Source organism: Frigoribacterium sp. Leaf164 (assembly GCF_001423665.1).
In the GTDB taxonomy this organism is placed as follows: Bacteria; Actinomycetota; Actinomycetes; order Actinomycetales; family Microbacteriaceae; genus Frigoribacterium; species Frigoribacterium endophyticum.
In genome coordinates this window covers 56,865-76,542 of record NZ_LMOX01000003.1, presented here as the reverse complement: position 1 = coordinate 76,542, position 19,678 = coordinate 56,865, and the positions used below count along the sequence as shown (strand labels likewise).

Here is a 19,678-nt window from a genome sequence, read left to right as displayed (position 1 = left end):
GGTGCGGTGCGGTGCGGTGCGGTGCGGTGCGGTGGTGCGTGCGGCGGCGCCAGCCGGTCGGCTCGACGCGGCTCGGTGCACGGTCTGCACCCAGTCTCGCAGGCGACCGGCGGGAGGCGGCCGGATGAACGACGGGCGTCGCCCGGGCGGCAGCGCCCCGGCGCCCGCGGGTCGTAGGGTCGGGGGATGACCCGTGCCGCCCGACCCGCCCCCGCCGTCGAGGCCGCCGACCTGCTGCGCGACACGACGCACGGCCGGGTGCGCGGCGTGCACGAGCGCGGCGTCGTCGCGTGGCGGGGGATGCCCTTCGCCGCGCCTCCCACCGGCCCGCGGCGCTTCCGGGCGCCCGCGCCCGCGCAGCCCTGGCGGGGCGTCCGCGACGCCGCGCACTTCGGGCCGGCCGCCCCGCAGGACCGCGGCCAGTTCGTCGGCGTCGACGCCACGACGCCGACCGACGAGGACTGCCTGACGATCAACGTCGTCGCCCCCGAGGGCTCCCGCCCGGGCGACGACCTGCCGGTGCTCGTCTACGTGCACGGAGGCGCCTACAGCGTCGGCTCCTCGCGGGAGCACCCGCGGCACGGGGAGGCGCTCGTCCGCGAGGGCGGCATCGTCTACGTGAGCTTCAACTACCGGCTGGGCGCCTTCGGCTACCTCGACTTCACGGCCTGGTCGACGCCCGAGCGGCCGCTGGAGTCGAACCTCGGCCTCCGCGACCAGGTGGCCGCGCTCGAGTGGGTCCGCGACGAGGTCCGCGCGTTCGGCGGCGACCCGGGCGCCGTGACGCTCTCCGGCGAGAGCTCGGGCGGCAACGCGGTGACCACCCTGATGACCGTCCCGGCAGCGCGGGGGCTGTTCCACCGCGCCATCGCCCAGAGCTCGCCGACGAACGCGCTCTACCCGCCCGACGTCACGCGCCGCTGGGCGGGGGAGTTCCTGGAGCTGCTGACGCACCAGGTCAGCGACGACGACCTCGAGTCGACCTCCGTCGAGGACGCCGGGCGGATGCTGGCGGAGGCGCCCGTCGCGGCGGTCGTGCGGGCCTCGGCCGAGCTGCAGCTGCGGACTCCCGACGAGCAGCCCGGCACCATCAGCCTCAGCCCCGTCATCGACGGCGACTTCCTGCCCGAGCGACCGCTCGACGCCTTCAAGGCGGGCCGTGCGCACCCCGTCCCGTTGATCATCGGCACCAACGACCGCGAGGGCTCGGTCTTCACGGGGCGTCGCGACATCCTCGCGACCACCAAGCCGCGCATCCGCGCGATCTTCGCCGCCACCGAGAAGAAGAGCCGGAAGGCGATCAAGCGGCAGTACCCCGGCCTGCCCGCCGACCGCCGGGCCGCCCTCGACTTCGGGGGCGACTTCGCGTTCTGGTTCCCGACCGTCAAGGTCGCCGAGCGGCACGCCGTGCACCAGCCCGTGTACTTCTACCGGTTCGACGCCGCCCCGCGCATGCTCGCCGTCGCGGGCGTCGACGCCTTCCACGGGCTCGAGCTGATGGCCCTGCACGACCGGATGGACTCGGCGTTCGGCTGGGCGATGAGCGCCCTCGGCGGGCGCCGGGCCTTCCTGCGGACGGCGGCGCGGATGCGCGCCCGCTGGATCGAGTTCGTGCGGACGGGCGAGGTCGACGGCTGGCCCCCGTACGACCCCTTCCGACGGCGCACCCTGATCATCGACGCGCGCGACCGCGTCGAGCACGACCCCCGGGGCGAGCGCCGTCGGGCCTGGCAGGCGTTCGTGCCGCACATCTGAGCGGGTGGGCGGCCCAGGCTGCCCTGCGGACGGCGCGCGGACACTTGTCGTCCACCTGCCTGTACCCCGCCGTCCACCTCCGAGTTGACCGGCGTTCACCATGCTGCGAGAGTTCCCCGGTGGATCTCACGCTCATCGTCGTCCTGGTCATCGCCCTGGCCCTGTTCTTCGACTTCACCAACGGCTTCCACGACACGGCGAACGCCATGGCGACCCCGATCGCGACGGGGGCGATGAAGCCCAAGGTCGCGGTCACGGTGGCGGCGGTGCTCAACCTCGTCGGCGCCTTCCTCAGCACCGAGGTCGCCAAGACCGTGTCGGGCGGCATCATCCGCGAGGGCGACGGAGGCGTGCAGATCTCTCCCGAGATGATCTTCGCGGGCCTGATCGGCGCCGTCGTCTGGAACATGATCACCTGGCTGCGGGGCCTGCCCTCCAGCTCGTCGCACGCGCTCTTCGGCGGCCTCATCGGCGCCGCGGTCGTCGGGGCGGGCGTGAGCTCGGTCGACTTCTCGGTCGTGCTCTCGAAGGTCGTGCTGCCGGCGCTCCTCGCGCCGCTGATCGCCGGCCTCGTCGGCTACACCGCGACCCGCCTGGCCTACACGATCACGCGCCGCCGCGACGACAAGAGCGAGCGCGGGGGCTTCCGCTACGGCCAGATCTTCACCTCGTCGCTCGTCGCCCTCGCGCACGGCACCAACGACGCCCAGAAGACGATGGGCGTCATCACCCTGACGCTGATCGCCTCGGGCGCCCTCGGCGCCGGCAGCGGACCGCCGCTCTGGGTCGTCGTGGTCTGCGCCTTCGCGATCGCGCTCGGCACCTACACCGGCGGCTGGCGCATCATCCAGACCATGGGCGGCGGGCTCACCGAGGTCAAGCCGACCCAGGGCTTCGCGGCCGAGGCGTCGACGACGGCCACGGTGCTCGCCTCGAGCCACCTCGGCTTCGCGCTGTCGACGACGCAGGTCGCCAGCGGCTCGATCATCGGCGCGGGCCTCGGGCGCCGCGGCTCGAAGATCCAGTGGAGCACCGCCGGCAAGATCGTCGCCGCCTGGTTCATCACCCTCCCCGCCTCGGCCGCCGTCGGCGCCGTCGCCGCCCTGATCGCGACGCTCGGCACGCCCGGCCTCGTCGTCGACGCCGTGGTGGGCGTCGTCGTGATCGGCGGCATCTTCCTGCTGTCGCGGCGACGCCCGCACGAGCAGGGCGCCGCGATGGAGGTCGACGTCGCCGCGACGAGCGTGCTCTCGCGCCGCCGGGCCCGTCGGCTCGAGAAGAAGGGCCGCGTCGACACGCCGGCCTCCGGCGTCGAGGCCCCGTTCGTGCGCCTCGACGAGGCGGCCCCGACCGTCGCCCCGCGCGGCACGCTCTCGGGCGGCCCCCGCCCCGACAAGGAGGAGAACCGATGATCGACTGGTCCGCGTTCGTCGTCGTCGCGCTCGTCTCGCTGTTCTCGGCGGCCGCGCTCGTCAGCCTGTACTCGCTGGGCCTGCGGCTCGTGACGCTCGAGGGCCGCAGCACCGCGCGCGCGGCGGCCGGCTACGCGTGCTTCGTGGTCTGCGCGCTCGGGGTGCTCTACGGCATCTACCTGATCGTCCCCGGCCTGCACGGCTGACGCCGCACCGCTCATCCGCCGCCCCGCCTCCCCGCGGCGGTGGCAGCGCGAGAGGGCCCCGACGTCGACGACGTCGGGGCCCTCTCGGTGGTGCGGGAGGCGCGGGTCAGCTCGTGCGCACCGGCCCGGTCGGCAGCGCCACGTGCTCGTACTCCGGCTCGCGCCGCGGGATGGCCAGGGCCAGCAGCACGCTGACCAGGGCGACCGCTCCGCCGAGCACGAAGGTGAGGCGGAAGCCGGCCTCGGTCGGCACGGACGCGTCGCCGAACGGCACGGAGTTCGCGGTGAGCAGCAGGCCGACGACGGCCGAGGCGCTCGTGGTGCCGAGCGACCGCATGAGGGTGTTGAGGCCGTTCGCCGCGGCGGTCTCGGTCGCGGGCACCGCGTGCATGATGAGCGTCGGCATGGCCGCGTAGGCGAGCCCGATGCCGAAGCCGATCAGCACCGAGACGAGCACGATCTGCCACACCTCGCGGAAGGCGAGGGCCGCGACCGCGTAGCTCACGACGATGACGGCGCCGCCGACGACGAGGCAGAGCCGGGCGCCGAAGCGGGCGGTGGCGCGGGCGGCCACCGGGGCCATGAACATCATCACGACGCCCGAGGGGGCGAGGCAGAGCGAGGCGACCATGACGGTCTGGCCGAGGCCGACCCCGGTCTCGGCGGGCAGCTCGAGCAGCTGCGGCAGCGAGACGTTGCTGCCGAAGAGCGCGAAGCCGAGGGCGACCGACGCCAGGTTGGTGAGCAGCACGGCGGGCCGGACGGCGACGCGGAGGTCGACGAGGGGGCTCGCGACGCGCAGCTGGTAGGCGCCCCACGCCACGAGCACGACGAGGCCCGCGAGGCCGGAGACGAGCGTGGAGGTGCTCGCCCAGCCCCAGTCGTTGCCCTTCGAGACGGCGAGCAGCAGGCCCGTGAGGCCCACGGCGAGGCCGATCGCCCCGGGGAGGTCGAACCGCCCGGGGGTCTTGAGGGTGCTGACGGGCACGAGAGTCGCCACGAGGGCGAAGACCACGACGCCGAGCGCGGCGGCCGTCCAGAACAGCACGTGCCAGTCGAAGGTGACCGAGATGTACGCGCTGAGCGGCAGGCCGATCGCGCCGCCGAAGCCGAGCGTCGCGCTGACGAGCGCGACGGCGCCGCCGAGGCGCTCGGCCGGCAGCGTGTCGCGGAGGATGCTGATGGCGAGCGGGATGATGCCGAGCGCCGTGCCCTGCAGGGCACGGCCGACGATCAGCGGCACCAGCTCGGAGGTCGTGGCGGCCACGACCGACCCGAGCACCATGACGACGACGAGCACGAGCACGATGCGGCGCTTGCCGTAGAGGTCGCCGAGGCGACCCGCGATCGGCGTCACGACGGCCCCGGCGAGCAGGGTGGCCGTGATGATCCAGGTGGTGTCGGCCGGGTCGGCGTCGAGCAGCTCCGGGAACGACGGCACGATCGGGATGACGAGCATCTGCATGAGCGCCGCCACCATGCCCGAGAAGGCGAGCACGGCGATCACGACGCGGGGGTCGCGGGTGCGCGTCAGCCGGGCGCGCTCCCGGGCGCGGCGCCGGTCGCCCGGCTCCGCGGAGGGCCCGGGGGAGGCGGTGGTCGCGTCGGCCTGCGAGGCCGAGCGGGAGCGGGCTGCGGGGGTGGGGTCGCCCGGCTGGGCGTCGTCGTGGGTCAGCGTCATCTGTCTTCTCGGCAGGGGCCCGGAGGCGGCGGTGGAGCGGGTCGAGGTGCAGGCACTGCAACGTTCGCCGGCCCGAGAAGCTTCCCACGAGTTCGGGAGGTGACCGACAGCTGTCGATCATCGCCCGGAGTCCCGACCCGCGCCTCCTCGTCTCGCTAGGCTCGGCAGGGCCGACCACCGCAGCTCACGAGGCCGCGGGGCGCACGACGACGGAGGCACGACGACCGTGACGACTGACGACCTGACCCCCCTCGACGCTCCCGACGCGGCTCCGCCGCTGCTCCAGGGCGCGCCCCAGCCCGGGCCCGAGCACGAGGCCGGGCCCGCGACCGGCGCCGCGGCCGCCGGGCGCACGCGCCGCGCGGCCCGGGCCGCCACCCGGGTCGAGAGCGACTCGCTCGGCAGCCGCGAGGTCCCCGCCGACGCATACTGGGGCATCCACACCGCCCGGGCCCTCGAGAACTTCCCGATCAGCATGCGGCCGATCTCGGTCTACCCCGACCTCGTCGTCGCCCTCGCCCTCGTCAAGCAGGCGGCCGCGCGGGCGAACGTCGAGATCGGCGTGCTCGACCCCCGCAAGGCCGAGGCGATCGAGCGGGCCTGCGTCGAGATCCGCGGCGGGGCGCTCCACGACCAGTTCGCGGTCGGGGTCATCCAGGGAGGCGCGGGCACGAGCACGAACATGAACAGCAACGAGGTGATCGCGAACCGCGCCCTCGAGCTCCTCGGCCACGGCAAGGGCGAGTACGAGCACCTGCACCCGATCGACGACGTCAACCGCAGCCAGAGCACGAACGACACGTACCCGACCTCGGTCAAGATCGGCATGGTGCTCACGCTGCGCCGCCTGCTCGACGAGCTCGACCTGCTCGCGACGGCCTTCGCCACGAAGGGCGCCGAGTTCCACGACGTGCTCAAGGTGGGCCGCACCCAGCTGCAGGACGCCGTGCCGATGACGCTCGGGCAGGAGTTCGTCGGCTTCGCGCACACCCTCGGCGAGGACGTGCAGCGGCTGCGCGACGTCGTGCCGCTGCTCGGCGAGATCAACCTCGGCGCCACCGCGATCGGCACGGGCATCACCGCCGACCCGCTCTACGCCGAGGCCGTGCGCCGCCACCTCGGCGAGCTCAGCGGCATGGAGCTCGTCACGGCGCCCGATCTCATCGAGGCGACGAGCGACACCGGCGTGTTCATGACCCTCAGCGGGGCGCTCAAGCGCAGCGCGATCAAGCTCTCGAAGATCTGCAACGACCTCCGCCTCCTCTCGTCGGGCCCGCAGGCCGGCATCGGCGAGATCACGCTGCCGCCGCGCCAGGCCGGGTCGTCGATCATGCCGGGCAAGGTCAACCCCGTCATCCCCGAGGTCGTCAACCAGGTGGCCTTCTCCGTGGCCGGGGCCGACGTCACCGTCACGATGGCCGCCGAGGCGGGGCAGCTCCAGCTCAACGCCTTCGAGCCGGTCATCGCGCACTCCGTGATGCAGAGCCTCCAGTGGATGACCGCGGCCTGCCGCACCCTCCGGGTCAACTGCGTCGACGGCATCGAAGCGAACCGCGCCCGCCTCAGCCAGCAGGTCGACACCAACGTGGGCAGCGTGACGGCGCTGACGCCCTACATCGGCTACTCGGCGGCGGCCTCGATCGCGCACACGGCCCTCACGACGAACGCCTCGATCTCGACGCTCGTCGTCGCGGCCGGGCTGATGAGCGAGGAGCAGGTCCGCAAGGTGCTCTCTCCGGCGCGGCTGTCGGGCCTCGAGGCGGTCACGAGCGCGATCCCGGTCATCGACGTCGACGCCGACCCGGTCGAGGCCGTCACGCGCGCCGCCGCCGAGTCGGGTGCCCGCAACCCCGGCGACGAGACCGCGGGCTGACGCGAGGGCGCCGGCCTCAGTCCGTCTCGACCTCGGGCTCGTCCTCGTGCCCGAAGGCGCGGCGGAGGGTCCCCTCGCCGATCAGGCGCCCGCCGCGCAGCTGCAGGTGCCGCAGCTCGTCCGCGTCGAGCACGCCGCCGTTCTCGCGGAGCGACCGCTCGCGGATGGCGCGCCCGACCCTGACGTCCCACGCCGAGTTGCGGGCGAGGATGTGGTTGCGGGCGGTGTCGCGCATCGGCAGGGGGATGACCTCCTCGGCCTGCAGGCCGCGGCGCAGCTGCCGCAGCCGCAGCACCTCGCTGTCGAGCTCGCCGCCGATGACGAGCACGAAGTTGCTGATGTACGAGTAGAGCAGCACGACGATGACCATGCCGAGCCAGCCGTAGAAGCGGTCGTAGTTCGAGAAGGTCGTCACGTAGAGGGCGAACCCGACGGTGCAGACCGCCCAGATGCCGAGGGCGAACATGGCGCCGTACGACACCCAGCGGAGGCGGGGAGGGCGCACGTTGGGGGTGAAGTAGTAGAGCATCGCCACCGCGAAGACCGCCAGCGCGACGAGCACCGGCCACTTCAGCACGTTCCAGAGGGTGAGGAACGGCTCCCCGAACCCGACGGCGTCGCCGATGCCGCGGGCGAGCGTCGGCGTGACGAGCAGGATGGTCGCGATGACGGCGAACGACACCATCAGCACGAGCGTGACGATCATCATGTGGCCCCGGAACTTCCAGATCCGGCGCCCCTCCTCGACGTCGTAGGCGGTGTTCATCGCCCGGCCGAACGCGGTCGTGTACGACGAGAGCGACCACAGGGTCAGCCACAGCCCGATGCCGAACGCGACGCCGGGGTTCGAGAGGCTGAGCATCTGCTCCAGCGGGCCCCGGAGGGTGTCGACCGCCGACGGGGTGAGCACGTAGCGGGCGACCCCCAAGATCTCGTCCACCGCCTCCTCGCCCTCCTGGAAGAGCGCGACGCCGGAGACGAGCGCCAGGGCGGTCGGCAGGATCGACAGCGTCGAGAAGAAGGTGAGGGCCGCGGCGGCGTCGATCGTGCGGTGCCGCAGGAAGTCGTGCCAGACCCGCATGACGACGTAGCGGGTGAGCGACGGGTTCTCCGGCAGGGACCTCGTCGACGGCATCCCCCGAGGGTACCGTCGCGGCGCGCCCTCCCCGTGCCGGGTGCGTAGGGTCGTGCCATGACCTGGACCGACCCTCGTGGGCAGCAGCCCTGGCCCCACGACCCCCAGCGCCCCGTGGTCTCGAACCCCGACCCGGTCTGGTACCCCGTGCAGCCCGTCTTCACCCAGGCGCCCCCGCGACGCCGCGTGGCGAGCACCGTCTCGCTCGCGGTCGGCTTCACCGTCATCGGCGTCTTCGCGCTCGCCGTGGTCGTCTACTTCCTGCTCTTCCTGCAGCCGGCCGTCATCGTCGCGGCGAGCGTGCTCGCCTTCGTGCCGCTCGCGATCGTGCTGACCGGCATCTGGCTCGTCGACCGCTGGGAGCCCGAGCCCCGCGTCGCCCTGCTCTTCGCCTTCCTGTGGGGAGGCGCGGTGTCGGTGGGCACGGCCCTGATCGTCGACCTCGTGGTCGGCTCCGTGCAGTCGCTGGTCGGCATCGGCGCCTCGAGCGGCTCCGAGGTGCTCGGCGCGGTCGTCCAGGCGCCGATCGTCGAGGAGGCCGCCAAGGGCTTCGGCGTGCTGCTCGTGCTGTGGATCTTCCGCCGCCACTTCGACGGGCCGGTCGACGGCATCGTCTACGCCGCGACCGTGGCGGCCGGGTTCGCGTTCGTCGAGAACATCCAGTACTTCGCGGTGCAGGTGACCGACGACCTGTTCAGCGGCAGCCAGGGGCTGGTCTTCGTCTTCGTCGTGCGGGCCCTGATGTCGCCGTTCGCCCACGTCATGTACACCGCGTGCACGGGCATCGCGCTCGGCTACGCGGCCCGGCGGACGGGCCCCTACGGCGCGATCGGCTTCTTCTTCCTCGGGCTCGTGCCCGCGGTGCTGCTGCACGCGCTCTGGAACGGCGCGCTCGTCGTGGTGGGCGACTCCTTCTTCGTCTACTACCTGCTCGTGCAGGTGCCGATCTTCCTGGCGATGATCGGCCTCGTGGTCTTCCTGCGCCGCAACGAGCGGCGCGTGACGCACGCCCGTCTCGCGGAGTACGCGGCCGTGGGCTGGTTCAGCGCCGACGAGGTCGCGATGCTCTCGACCTCGGCCGGTCGTCGACGGGCCCGCCGCTGGGCGGCGGCGGCGGGGGTGGGGCCGGCCATGAAGCGCTTCGTCTCCGACGCCACGCGCCTCGCGTTCACCCGGCAGCGGATGGTCAAGGGCAGCCGTGGCGGCGACCCGTCGGCGCAGCGCGACGAGGGCGAGCTGCTGACGGCCCTCGCCCGCAGCCGGGCGGCCCTGCAGGCGCCGACCGCCGCCTTCGTGGGCCACGCCCCACGGCCCGAGCTGCCGCCGACGCAGGCCGGCTGGGGCGCTCCGCCCGCCGTTGGGCAGGGCTCGTACTGGCAGGGCGGTCAGTCCGGTGGCGCGGCGCCGCAGACCGACCCCTGGGGTCGGCCGGTCCCGCCGCCGCACTGGTGAGGGGCGGGGCGGTCACGGTGGTGGCCGCCACGGCGTCGGGTGCTACGGCGTCGGGTGCGCGGCGTCGTAGCGGCCGAACGAGGGCGTGAGCCGGGCCGCGACGACCATCAGCACCACGATCAGGGCGCCGCCGAGCAGCGGCGGCCAGGCGACGCCGGCCACGGCGACGAGCCCGACGAAGAGGTCGCCGACCCGGGGCCCGCCGGTCACCACGACGATGAAGATGCCCTGCAGCCGCCCCCGCATGGAGTCGGGCGCGGCGGCCTGGAGGATGGTCGAGCGGAAGATCGAGCTGACGTTGTCGGCCGCCCCCGCGCCGGCCAGCGCCAGCGCCGCCGCCGCGAGCGGCAGCAGGTCGGCCTCGGCCAGGCCCTCGGTCAGGCCGCCCGACCCGTGGCCGGGGGCGAGCAGCAGCACGAGGCCGAAGGCGAGCACGAACCCGCCGTAGACCGCGATGGCCCGCTGCACGGCGCGCCCCTGGAGGCGAACGTGGCCGAGGCGGCCGCTGAACACGCTGCTCAGCAGCGCCCCGACGGCGTACGAGGCGGTGAGGACGCCGACCGTCACCGCGCCTCCTCCGATCACCACGGCCCCGACGACGGGGAAGAGCACGCGCGGCTGGCCGAAGGTCATCGCGACGATGTCGAGCACGAACGTGGTGCGGATGTTGGGGGAGCGGCGGAGGAAGCGCAGGCCCACCATCAGCGACGAGAGCCCCGGCCGCTGCGTCTCGCCCTCGGGCCGGATCGGCGGCAGGGTGACGATGCCGAGGAAGGCGGTGCTGAACAGGACGACGTCGACCGTGTACGTCAGCGGGAAGCCGACGCCGGCGACGAGGATCCCCGCGAGCGCCGGGCCGACCGTCAGCATCAGGCCCGTGCCGATCCCGCTGAGGGCGGAGGCGGCGGGCAGCAGCGAGACCGGCAGGAGGCGCGGGATGATCGAGGCCCGGGAGGTCGCGATCATCGTGCCCGCGACCGCGTTGACGCAGGTCAGGGCGTAGAGCAGCACCACCTCGCGGAGGCCGAGCCAGGCGTGCAGGGCGATCGCCCCGGTCGAGAGCCAGGCGAAGACGGCCGCGACGAGCGCGACCTTGCGGCGGTCGAAGGCGTCCGCGAGCATGCCGCCGTAGAGGCCGGCGAGGATCATCGGCACCAGCGAGACGACGCCCACGAGGGCGACGGAGAACGTCGAGCGCGTGATCTCGTAGACCTCGAGCCCGACGGCCACGAGGGTGAGCTGCGTGCCGATGCCGCTGATCGTGTTGCCGACGAACAGCCGTGCGAAGGCGGGGCTCGCCCGGAGCGGGGTCGTGTCGACGAAGAGCGGCCGGCGCGCCTCGGCGGCCTTCGGGGCGCCCTCGGACGGCGCGGTCTCGGGGGCGGGGTCTGGAGTGGACAAGCCTCCATCATCGTCCACGCGCGCGCACCGTGGTGCCGGGGTCGGGTGCTTGGATGGGAGGCATGACACACGACCCCCAGACCAAGCCCGAGATCGACGCCCCCACCGGCCCGGCCCCCGCCGACCTCGAGATCAGCGACATCACCGTCGGCGACGGCGCCGAGGCCCAGCGCGGCTCGACCGTCGACGTCCACTACCTCGGCGTCGAGTTCGACTCCGGCGAGGAGTTCGACTCCTCCTGGAGCCGCGGCGAGTCCGTGAACTTCCCCCTCGCCGCGCTCGTCCAGGGCTGGCAGGAGGGCATCCCCGGCATGAAGGTCGGCGGCCGCCGCCAGCTCGTCGTCCCGCCGCAGCTGGCCTACGGCCCCGCCGGCAGCGGCCACCCGCTCTCGGGCAAGACCCTGATCTTCGTCATCGACCTCCTCGGCGTCAGCTGATGGCCCTGCGTCCCGCCCCGTCGGTCGGCCTGGCCGACGGGCACACGATCCCCGCGCTGGGGCTCGGCACCTACGGCATGGACGGCGACGAGGGCGCGGCGCAGGTCGCCGGCGCGATCGAGTCGGGCTACCGCCTCCTCGACACCGCCCTCAACTACGGCAACGAGGGCGCCGTCGGCGAGGCGATCCGCCGCGTCGACGTGCCCCGTGACGAGCTCGTCGTCACGACCAAGCTGCCCGGCCGCCACCACGGCTACGAGGAGGCCCTGGCCAGCTTCGAGGAGAGCCGGGCGACGCTCGGCGTCGACGTCGTCGACCTCTACCTGATCCACTGGCCGCTGCCCCGGGTCGACAAGTACGTCGACGCGTTCCGCGCCTTCGTGAGGCTGCAGGAGGACGGCCTCGTCCGCTCCGTCGGCGTCTCGAACTTCACCGAGGCCCACCTGCAGCGCCTCGCCGACGAGACGGGCGTCGTGCCCGTCGTCAACCAGGTCGAGCTGCACCCGTACTTCCCGCAGGCCGAGCTCCGCGCGGTGCACGAGCGGATGGGCATCGTCACCGAGAGCTGGAGCCCGCTCGCCAAGCAGAGCGAGCTCCTGACGGAGTCGGTGGTCACCGAGATCGCCCGTGCCCACGGGAAGACGCCCACGCAGGTCGTCCTCCGCTGGCACGTCCAGCTGGGCGCCGTGCCGGTGCCGAAGTCGGCCGACCCCGGCCGGCAGCGCGAGAACCTCGACGTCTTCGACTTCGAGCTCACCGAGGCCGAGGTCGTCGCGATCAGCGGCCTCGAGCGCGGCCGGCTGTGGGACGGCGACCCGGAGACGCACGAGGAGTTCTAGGCCCTCACCGCGCCTCCGGCACGACCCCGAGACCGCACCGACCCGCACCGGGCCGGTGCGGTCTCGTCGTGGCGCCCGCGGCCCCGGCGGCACCGGGGGTGGAGCCGGGGGGAGTCGCGTGGACGGTAGACTGATGCGCCGACTTTCCCGAGGGGTGCGACCGCCAGTGACATCATCCGAGCTCGACCGCGAACGCTCCTACGTGGGCACGCTCTACGCCCGTCTCGACGAGCTCAAGGAGGACGCCCGCGTGCGCCTCGAGCGCGTCCGGGCCGAGTCCGTGGGCGGCAACCACCAGAGCCGCAGCGAGCGCGACGCCTACGCACGCCTCTACGAAGACACCATCGCGCAGCTCGGCGCCGTCGACGAGCGCCTCGCCTTCGGCCGCCTCGAGCTCGAGCAGCCGGACGAGCTGGGCCAGGGCGACGCCGTGGCGATGCCCGGCACGGGCGGGCGCTACCGCTACATCGGCCGCATCGGCCTCCGTGACGGGCAGCACCACCCGATCCTGCTCGACTGGCGCGTGCCCGGCGCCAGCGCGTTCTACCAGGCCACGGCGGCGACCCCGATGGGTGCCCGGGCCCGTCGTCACCTGACCCTCGACGGTCGCCGCGTCACGCGCCTGGAGGACGAGGTCTTCGACCCCGAGCTGCTCGACCGCGACGACGTGCAGCTGCAGGGCGAGGGCGCCCTGATGGCGGCGCTGACCGCGCAGCGCACCGGCCGCATGACCGACATCGTCGCGACCATCCAGGCCGAGCAGGACGTCATCATCCGCTCGCCCCTCGACGGCGTGCTCGTCGTCCAGGGCGGGCCCGGCACCGGCAAGACGGCGGTGGCCCTCCACCGCGCCGCGTACCTGCTGTACTCGCACCGCGACCGCCTGCGCGGGTCGGGCGTGCTCGTCGTCGGCCCGTCGCGGTCGTTCCTCCGCTACATCGAGCAGGTGCTGCCGTCGCTCGGCGAGACCGGCGTCGTGCTCTCGAGCCTCGGCGGGCTCTACCCGGGCGTCGAGGCGCAGACCGACGACGCGCCCGAGGTCGCGGCCCTCAAGGGCTCGGCCGAGATGGCCGACCTGATCCGCCGGGCGGTGCGGTCGCGGCAGGTGCGACCGACGCAGCCGACGACGATCGACGTCAACGGCGAGCGGCTCGTCGTGCAGCCCGAGCTCGTCGCCGAGGCGATGCGCAAGGCGCAGGAGCGCGGCAAGCAGCACAACGTCGGCCGCGTGACCTTCAACAAGGCGGCTCTCTCGGCTCTGACCCGCCAGCTCGTGGCGCAGATGCGCGACCACGGCACGACCGTCGACGAGTCCGACGAGGCCGTGCTGCGCGAGGACATCCGCCAGACCCACGACGTCAAGGTGCTGCTGAACACCGCGTGGCTGCCCCTGTCGGCCGAGAAGCTGATCGAGGACCTCTACGCGCGCCCGCAGTGGCTCGCGACGATCACCCAGCGCTGGAGCCCGAGGCAGCGTGCCCTGCTGCAGCGGCCCCGCGGCTCCGAGTTCACGATCTCCGACGTGCCGCTGCTCGACGAGGCCGCCGAGCTGCTGGGCGAGTTCCAGGCCGGCGTCGACCCCGAGAGGCTGGCCCGCAAGCAGCAGCGCAAGCGCGACATCGAGAACGCCGAGCGCGCCATCGAGAACATGGGCGTGGAGGGCATGGTCTCGGCCGAGCAGATCGCGGGCGGCTTCGCCGAGCGCGCCGCGTCGATGACCACCGCCGAGCGCGCCGCCGGCGACCGCACCTGGGCCTTCGGCCACGTCGTCGTCGACGAGGCGCAGGAGCTCTCGCCGATGCAGTGGCGCCTGCTCTCGCGACGCTGCCCGCTGCGCTCGTTCACCGTCGTGGGCGACATCGCCCAGGCGTCGAGCCCTGCCGCGGCCTCCTCGTGGGACGTCGCGCTGCAGAGCCTGCTCGGTCGCCGTCGGGGCTCGTCGGTCGCCGGCACCTCGGCGCCCTGGCGCCTGGAGGAGCTCACCGTCAACTACCGCACGCCGAGCCAGATCGTCGACCACGCCGAGCGGCTGGCGATCGAGGCGGGGCTGCGCATCACGCCCAGCCGTTCCGTCCGGTCGAGCGGGTGGCCCGTGCGCGAGGTCGCCGTCGGGGCCGGTGGAGCAGGGGGAGTCGCGGGTCGTGACGCCCTCGTCGCCGCCGGCGTCGAGGCGGTCGCCGCCGACCGGGCCGTCGACGACTCCGGGACGCTGGCGGTCATCGCCCCGCAGGGCCTCGTGGGCCCGCTCGTCGACCGGCTCGTCGAGCTGTTCCCGGGGCAGGTCGCCCCCGGCACAGCGTCGCTGACCAAGCCGATCTCGGTGCTCAGCCCCGCGACGTCGAAGGGCCTCGAGTTCGACGCCGTCGTGATCGTCGACCCCGAGGGCGTGCGGGCCTCGTCGGCCCGCGGCGCCGCCAGCCTCTACGTCGCGATGACCCGCCCGACGCAGCGCCTCACGGTCGTCGGCTAGCGCCGGGGCTGCTCGAGCCCGGCTGCCCGGCGGGCGGCCTCGGCGACCCGGTCGTGGTGGGCGCGCCAGCCCGTCGCGTCGCGGTCGGGCACGTTCGGGTCGCCCGGCCCGGAGCCGAGGCGACCGTCGACGAGCTCACGGGCGAGGTCGGCGTGCCCCGTGTGCCGGGCGGTCTCGACGCAGAGGTGCACGAGCACCGTGTGCAGCGTGACCTCCTGTCGACCCGCCGACCACCACGGCACGAGGCCGGGGGAGTCGAGGTCGAGCTCGCGCACCGTCGCGTCGACGGGCGTCGTGCTCGCCGAGGCCCTCGAGCTTGCCGAGCAGGTCGCCCCGTTGGCGTGACAGGTAGCGCTGCAGCGTCTCCTTCTGGTCCATGGCCCCCAGGGTGCCCCGTCGGGGCTCCCGGCACCAGCCCCCGTCGCCCCCGTCGGCGTCGTGTCGGGTCGGGCAGGGGGCCGGCTCAGTTGTAGTCGGCGGGCCAGGTGAACCCGGGAGGCGCGGTGACGGCCTCGCCCGCCGGCGCGAGCACCAGCGCCACGTCCTCGAAGTCGCTGAGCCGGATGCCCGCGGGGTCGCCGCCGTACCGGCTCCCGTCGACGAACACGGTGAGCGTCCGCCCGTCGTCGCCCCCGAGGTCGCCCACGCCGGACTGGTCGAGGTGCACGCCCCACTCCGTGAAGAGCTGGCCGAGCACGAACGACTCACGGCGGGGCGACTCGACGTGGACGATCCCCGACGTGTCGTGCGTGTGGATCGGCGCCGCGAACTTCGTCCCCGAGTCGTGGCCGATGTCGCCGGGCACGGTCACCGGCTCGCCGTCGACGGTGATCGACAGGTGGCTGTGCACGTGCATGGCGAGGTCCTGGCCCCAGACGTTCTCGAGGCCGGCGAGCTCAGCCCGCCCGGGCCGGTCGTCGACGTCGGGCACCGGCCACGGCGGGGCGGTCTCGGCCCCGACGACGCGTGCGGGGTTCGACGACTGGGCCACCGCGACGCCGACCCCGCCGCCGACGACGACGAGCGCGCTGGCGACGAGGGGGAGGAGGGCCCGCCGGGAAGGGCTCATCGTTCCCCGGCGCCCGTGGCGGAGGTCGCGTCGGCGTGAGGTGCGACGGCCGACCCGACCGTGCGCACCCGGTCGACGAGCTCGCGCCACGGTCCGGTGAGCTGCTGCTCGGGCAGCGTCGCCTCGCGCACGGGCTGGGCCTCGACGACGATCACCCAGACGAAGCGGTCGGGCTGCGCGCCGTCGGCGGTCGACGGCGTCGACGACCAGGGGAGGCCGTCGATGAGCACGAGCCACGACTCGGTGTCGGGCTCGGCCTCGACGTCGACCTGCCACGACCGCGTGAGGCCCGCGAAGCCGCCGGTGCGCTGCACGGTGACGATCATGGCCGCGATGCTACCCCGGGTGCCCCGGGGCCAGCAGGGCGAGGGCAGGGTAACGGCAGGGCGCCCGCCGGCGCCGGGGAGCGTGCCCGCCGCCCCGCCGCCCCGCCGCCCCGCCTCAGGCCGCGGGCAGCACCCCGACCCCGCGCCACCCCTCGGTCGTCGCGCGGGCCTCGCTCGACCCGGCGCCCCACCGCGCCTCCGCGGCGGCGACCGTGACGGCGGCGAACTCGGCGAACGTCGAGGTCGGCGACACGTCGCCGCTCGTGATGGTGTCGTACCAGACCTGCCCGGCGCGCTCCCATGCGCGGCCGCCGAGGGCCGTGGCCACGAGGTGGAAGGCCTTGTTGGGGATCCCCGAGTTGAGGTGCACGCCCCCGGCGTCCTCCGTCGTCTCGACGTAGTCGTCCATGTGGGCCGGCTGCGGGTCCTTCCCGAGCACGTCGTCGTCGTAGGCCGTTCCCGGCGCGGCCATCGAGCGCAGCGCCCGCCCCTGCACCTCGTCGGTGAAGAGGCCTTCACCGATCAGCCAGCTGGCCTCATCGGCCGTCTGCCCGAGCAGGTGCTGCTCGACGAGCGCGCCGAAGACGTCGCTGACCGACTCGTTGAGCGCCCCGGACTGCCCCTGGTACTCGAGCGCCGTCGTGTACTGCGTCACCCCGTGCGCGAGCTCGTGGCCCACGACGCTCACCGACGCCGTGAAGCGGCGGAACACCTCGCCGTCGCCGTCGCCGAAGACCATCCGCCGGCCGTCCCAGAAGGCGTTGTCGTAGTCGAGCCCGTAGTGCACGGTCGCGTCGAGCGGCAGGCCCGAGCCGTCAATCGACGACCGGCCGTACGCCTCGAGGAAGAGCGCGTGCGTGGCCCCGAGGGCGTCGTAGGCCTCGGTGACGGCGACGTCGTCCGTCGGCGGCTCGCCCTCGCGGCGCACCACGCGGCCGGGCAGCTCCTCGGTGCCCCCGGCGTCCGAGATCGTGCGCTCGAGCGGGCCGTCGACGGCCACGGCGCCCTGACGGGCCGGAGGCACCGCCGCGCGGAGCGCCCGCACCTCCTCCATCTGCCGCAGGCCCTGGCGGGCGGCCTCGGGGGCCCGTGACAGGCGCGGCGAGTCGGCCCGGGCGAGGTGGTCGAGCAGGTAGGGCGGCACGATGAAGCGGGTCATGGCTGCACTCTCGCACCGGCCCCCGACATCGGCCCGACAGTTCACACGATCGTCACGGTAGGCGCTCCGGGGCCCCGCACCGTGCCTCCCGCAGGCCTGCACCGCGCCTCCGACCGGCCGGCCCCACGCTCGCTCGGCGACCCGGCGCACGGGGCCGCCCCGCCCCGGTAGCGTTGACCGGATGACCGCCTCCGACGCCTCCGCCCTGGTCGACCGCATGATCGCCGTCGTCCCCGACTTCCCCGTGCCGGGCATCCTCTTCCGCGACGTGACCCCGCTGTTCTCCGACGCGGACGCCTTCGCGACGGTGACGGCCGCGCTGAGCGAGCCCTTCGACGGCGCCTTCCAGGCCGTGGCCGGCATCGAGGCCCGGGGCTTCGCGCTGGCCGGCGGCATCGCGATCGAGCAGGGCGTCGGCGTGCTCACCGTCCGCAAGGCCGGCAAGCTCCCCGGCGAGGTGCTCAGCGAGAGCTACGCGCTCGAGTACGGCGAGGCGACCCTCGAGCTGCGCCCGAGCCAGCTGCCCGCGGGCACGCGGGTGCTCGTCGTCGACGACGTGCTCGCCACCGGCGGCACCGCCGAGGCGACCGTCACCCTCCTCGAGCGCGCGGGCTACGAGGTCGTCGGCATCGCCGTGCTGCTCGAGCTCGACGGCCTGCCCGGCCGCGACCGCCTCGCCTCCCGCCTGCCCGTCCACGCCCTCTCGAGCGCACCGGCCTAGGTCGGGGCCCTACGGCGCGGGCCAGCCGGGGAAGAGCAGCAGGCCGCAGCCCACGACGCAGGCCGCCGTCACCGCGACGAAGACGCCGACCCACAGCACTCCCGGCACGTGCGTCAGGCGGGCGAGCTGGTCGGCGTCCGACTGCGTCGACCCGCCGCGGCGGGCGCTGCGGCGGCGGCTGGACTGCAGCTCGAGCGAGGCACGGACGGCTCCGAGGCCGAGCACGCTGACGAGCGCCAGGCCGAACGACTGCTGCCACACCACGGGGGCGAGCCACGTCACGCCGCCGACGACGGCGGCCCCGACCAGCACGACCCAGAGCCCGAACCAGTTGCGGATCTGCACGAGCATCAGCGCCAGCAGCAGCACCAGCGCCCAGAGCAGCCCCGCCGCGAACCCCGCGGCGAGCAGCCACGAGGCCCCGAGCGCGGCGAGCGCGGGCGCCGGGTAGCCAGCCAGCAGCGTGACGACCATCCCGAGGCCGGTCGGCGGCCCGCTCGACACCGTGAGGCCCGAGGTGTCGCCGTGCAGGCGGATGCCCGAGAGGCGTCGCCCGCTGAGCACCGCGGCCAGGCCGTGCCCGCCCTCGTGCATGACGGTGACCGCGTGGCGCACGAGGCGCCAGGTCGTCGGGACGAGCACGAGCAGCGCCCCGGCGGCGACCGCCGCGGCCGTCCACTCCGGCGGCAGGGGCGCGGCGCGCTCGGCGACCCGGGCCCAGAGGTCGGCGACGGTCTCGGGCGCGGTGGTCATCCGGCCAGCCTAGGAGGCGCCTCCCGGGCTCCGTCCGAGGGATGAACCTCGGCCGCCTGGCAGCTGTCTCGGCCGGGCGTGCCCCACCATGGAGGGATGCGCCGCGCCGTCCTCCTCCTCGCCACCCTCGCGTACCTCGCCGGGGTCGCCTGGATGACCCTCCGACCCACCGTCTACGGCGACGGCACCTCCGAGCTGCTCTGGCGGGTGCTCGACCTCGCCGCCCGGCACGAGGAGACCGACTGGATCACCTTCGCCCGGGTCGAGGCGGCCGCGAACGTCGCGATGTTCGTGCCGATGGGCATGTTCCCGGCGTTGCTGCTGCCGAAGCGGGCGTGGTGGGTCGGCGTCGTGGTCGGCCTCGTCGCGACCGTGGCCATCGAGTCGTACCAGGCGACGGTGCTGTCGGCGACGCGCTTCGCCGACCCGCAGGACCTCGTGATGAACACCCTCGGAGCCGCGATCGGCGCGGCCTTCGTCGGCCTCGTCCTGCCGAGGAGTCGCCGGTCGCGTCGCCGCAGCCGGTCGCCGCGGCAGAGCCCGGCCTGGTAAGCTCATCAGGTTGCCGTCAGAACGGCCGCGGATCAAGAGAGCCTGCACATCCTGTGACGGGCGCCGCGCAACGAAGAGGAAGGGGATCCCAGACATGGCCCTTGCACCCGAAGTCAAGACTGCGATCATCGAAGAGTACGCGACGCACCCCGGCGACACCGGATCCCCCGAGGTCCAGGTCGCCGTGATGACGCAGCGCATCCTCGACCTGACCGAGCACCTCAAGGAGCACAAGCACGACCACCACTCGCGTCGTGGCCTCCTCCTCCTCGTCGGCCAGCGCCGTCGCCTCCTGGGCTACCTGTCCAAGGTCGACATCGAGCGCTACCGCACGCTGATCGGTCGCCTCGGTCTCCGTCGCTAGTCGACCGCACGTCTCGACGACGGCCCCCCTCCTGCACGCAGGAGGGGGGCCGTTCTCGTTCCGGGGCCGCCGA

General features: G+C 74.0%; 19 protein-coding genes. 11 read left to right on the top strand and 8 right to left on the bottom strand.

The features are described from left to right. The first annotated feature begins 186 nt into the window (after window positions 1-186). From ASF82_RS08370 to ASF82_RS08360, 3 genes are all read left to right on the top strand, one after another. On the top strand, window positions 187-1,755 hold the full coding sequence (locus ASF82_RS08370; RefSeq protein ID WP_056056279.1) for a carboxylesterase/lipase family protein: 1,569 nt from the start codon (window positions 187-189) through the stop codon (window positions 1,753-1,755). A 119-nt stretch (window positions 1,756-1,874) separates the two neighbouring features. Then, window positions 1,875-3,167: an inorganic phosphate transporter gene (locus ASF82_RS08365; RefSeq protein WP_082514499.1), complete on the top strand. Its 1,293-nt coding sequence runs from the start codon at window positions 1,875-1,877 to the stop codon at window positions 3,165-3,167. Then, on the top strand, window positions 3,164-3,373 hold the full coding sequence (locus ASF82_RS08360) for a hypothetical protein (protein ID WP_056056277.1): 210 nt from the start codon (window positions 3,164-3,166) through the stop codon (window positions 3,371-3,373). Before ASF82_RS08365 ends, ASF82_RS08360 begins: the two co-directional genes overlap by 4 nt. Before the next feature lie 106 nt (window positions 3,374-3,479). Here the strand turns inward: ASF82_RS08360 and ASF82_RS08355 are convergent, their stop codons facing one another. After that, window positions 3,480-5,054, bottom strand: a complete 1,575-nt coding sequence (locus tag ASF82_RS08355; RefSeq protein WP_082514498.1) for an MFS transporter — start codon at window positions 5,052-5,054, stop codon at window positions 3,480-3,482. Between the two features lie 226 nt (window positions 5,055-5,280). Here ASF82_RS08355 and ASF82_RS08350 point away from each other — a divergent pair, with 226 nt between their 5' ends. Next, the gene (locus tag ASF82_RS08350; RefSeq protein ID WP_235491234.1) at window positions 5,281-6,927 is read left to right on the top strand and encodes an aspartate ammonia-lyase; all 1,647 of its coding nucleotides are present in this window, start codon (window positions 5,281-5,283) and stop codon (window positions 6,925-6,927) included. A 16-nt stretch (window positions 6,928-6,943) separates the two neighbouring features. Here ASF82_RS08350 and ASF82_RS08345 read toward each other — a convergent pair whose 3' ends face one another. Then, the gene (locus ASF82_RS08345; protein ID WP_082514497.1) at window positions 6,944-8,062 is read right to left on the bottom strand and encodes a YihY/virulence factor BrkB family protein; all 1,119 of its coding nucleotides are present in this window, start codon (window positions 8,060-8,062) and stop codon (window positions 6,944-6,946) included. 57 nt (window positions 8,063-8,119) lie between these two features. Between ASF82_RS08345 and ASF82_RS08340 the strand changes: the two genes are divergently transcribed. Next, entirely contained in the window at window positions 8,120-9,514 is a 1,395-nt protein-coding gene (locus tag ASF82_RS08340) for a PrsW family intramembrane metalloprotease (RefSeq protein ID WP_082514496.1), read from the top strand. A gap of 42 nt (window positions 9,515-9,556) precedes the next feature. Here the strand turns inward: ASF82_RS08340 and ASF82_RS08335 are convergent, their stop codons facing one another. Then, on the bottom strand, window positions 9,557-10,915 hold the full coding sequence (locus ASF82_RS08335) for an MFS transporter (RefSeq protein WP_082514495.1): 1,359 nt from the start codon (window positions 10,913-10,915) through the stop codon (window positions 9,557-9,559). A 62-nt stretch (window positions 10,916-10,977) separates the two neighbouring features. Between ASF82_RS08335 and ASF82_RS08330 the strand changes: the two genes are divergently transcribed. The 3 genes from ASF82_RS08330 (at window position 10,978) to ASF82_RS08320 (ending at window position 14,661) form a co-directional block, all read left to right on the top strand. Further along, a complete protein-coding gene (locus tag ASF82_RS08330; RefSeq protein ID WP_056056273.1) occupies window positions 10,978-11,352 on the top strand; it encodes an FKBP-type peptidyl-prolyl cis-trans isomerase in 375 nt (124 codons plus the stop codon). After that, the gene (locus tag ASF82_RS08325; protein ID WP_056056271.1) at window positions 11,352-12,191 is read left to right on the top strand and encodes an aldo/keto reductase; all 840 of its coding nucleotides are present in this window, start codon (window positions 11,352-11,354) and stop codon (window positions 12,189-12,191) included. Before ASF82_RS08330 ends, ASF82_RS08325 begins: the two co-directional genes overlap by 1 nt. Before the next feature lie 133 nt (window positions 12,192-12,324). Beyond that, the gene (locus ASF82_RS08320) at window positions 12,325-14,661 is read left to right on the top strand and encodes a UvrD-helicase domain-containing protein (protein WP_056056270.1); all 2,337 of its coding nucleotides are present in this window, start codon (window positions 12,325-12,327) and stop codon (window positions 14,659-14,661) included. On the opposite strand, the gene ASF82_RS16105 is transcribed toward ASF82_RS08320, so the two are convergent. The 4 genes from ASF82_RS16105 to ASF82_RS08300 all read right to left on the bottom strand — a co-directional run bounded on the left by ASF82_RS16105 (window position 14,658) and on the right by ASF82_RS08300 (window position 17,215). Next, window positions 14,658-14,936: a DUF664 domain-containing protein gene (locus tag ASF82_RS16105; protein WP_056056268.1), complete on the bottom strand. Its 279-nt coding sequence runs from the start codon at window positions 14,934-14,936 to the stop codon at window positions 14,658-14,660. The genes ASF82_RS08320 and ASF82_RS16105 overlap by 4 nt on opposite strands. 188 nt (window positions 14,937-15,124) lie before the next feature. Then, a complete protein-coding gene (locus ASF82_RS08310; RefSeq protein ID WP_056056266.1) occupies window positions 15,125-15,730 on the bottom strand; it encodes a hypothetical protein in 606 nt (201 codons plus the stop codon). Continuing rightward, window positions 15,727-16,056, bottom strand: coding sequence for a protealysin inhibitor emfourin (locus ASF82_RS08305; protein WP_056056265.1), 330 nt, complete (start codon window positions 16,054-16,056; stop codon window positions 15,727-15,729). The genes ASF82_RS08310 and ASF82_RS08305 overlap by 4 nt, the downstream gene beginning before the upstream one ends. 115 nt (window positions 16,057-16,171) lie before the next feature. Next, window positions 16,172-17,215, bottom strand: a complete 1,044-nt coding sequence (locus tag ASF82_RS08300; RefSeq protein WP_056056263.1) for a M4 family metallopeptidase — start codon at window positions 17,213-17,215, stop codon at window positions 16,172-16,174. A 181-nt stretch (window positions 17,216-17,396) separates the two neighbouring features. Between ASF82_RS08300 and ASF82_RS08295 the strand changes: the two genes are divergently transcribed. Beyond that, the gene (locus ASF82_RS08295) at window positions 17,397-17,936 is read left to right on the top strand and encodes an adenine phosphoribosyltransferase (RefSeq protein WP_056056260.1); all 540 of its coding nucleotides are present in this window, start codon (window positions 17,397-17,399) and stop codon (window positions 17,934-17,936) included. A 9-nt stretch (window positions 17,937-17,945) separates the two neighbouring features. Here the strand turns inward: ASF82_RS08295 and ASF82_RS08290 are convergent, their stop codons facing one another. Beyond that, entirely contained in the window at window positions 17,946-18,689 is a 744-nt protein-coding gene (locus ASF82_RS08290) for a M50 family metallopeptidase (protein WP_056056258.1), read from the bottom strand. Window positions 18,690-18,785: 96 nt separating this feature from the next. Between ASF82_RS08290 and ASF82_RS08285 the strand changes: the two genes are divergently transcribed. Together ASF82_RS08285 and rpsO are read left to right on the top strand one after the other, a co-directional pair. Further along, on the top strand, window positions 18,786-19,241 hold the full coding sequence (locus tag ASF82_RS08285) for a VanZ family protein (protein ID WP_056056256.1): 456 nt from the start codon (window positions 18,786-18,788) through the stop codon (window positions 19,239-19,241). Between the two features lie 94 nt (window positions 19,242-19,335). After that, window positions 19,336-19,605: a 30S ribosomal protein S15 gene (gene rpsO / locus ASF82_RS08280; protein ID WP_056056254.1), complete on the top strand. Its 270-nt coding sequence runs from the start codon at window positions 19,336-19,338 to the stop codon at window positions 19,603-19,605. Window positions 19,606-19,678 lie beyond the last annotated feature (73 nt).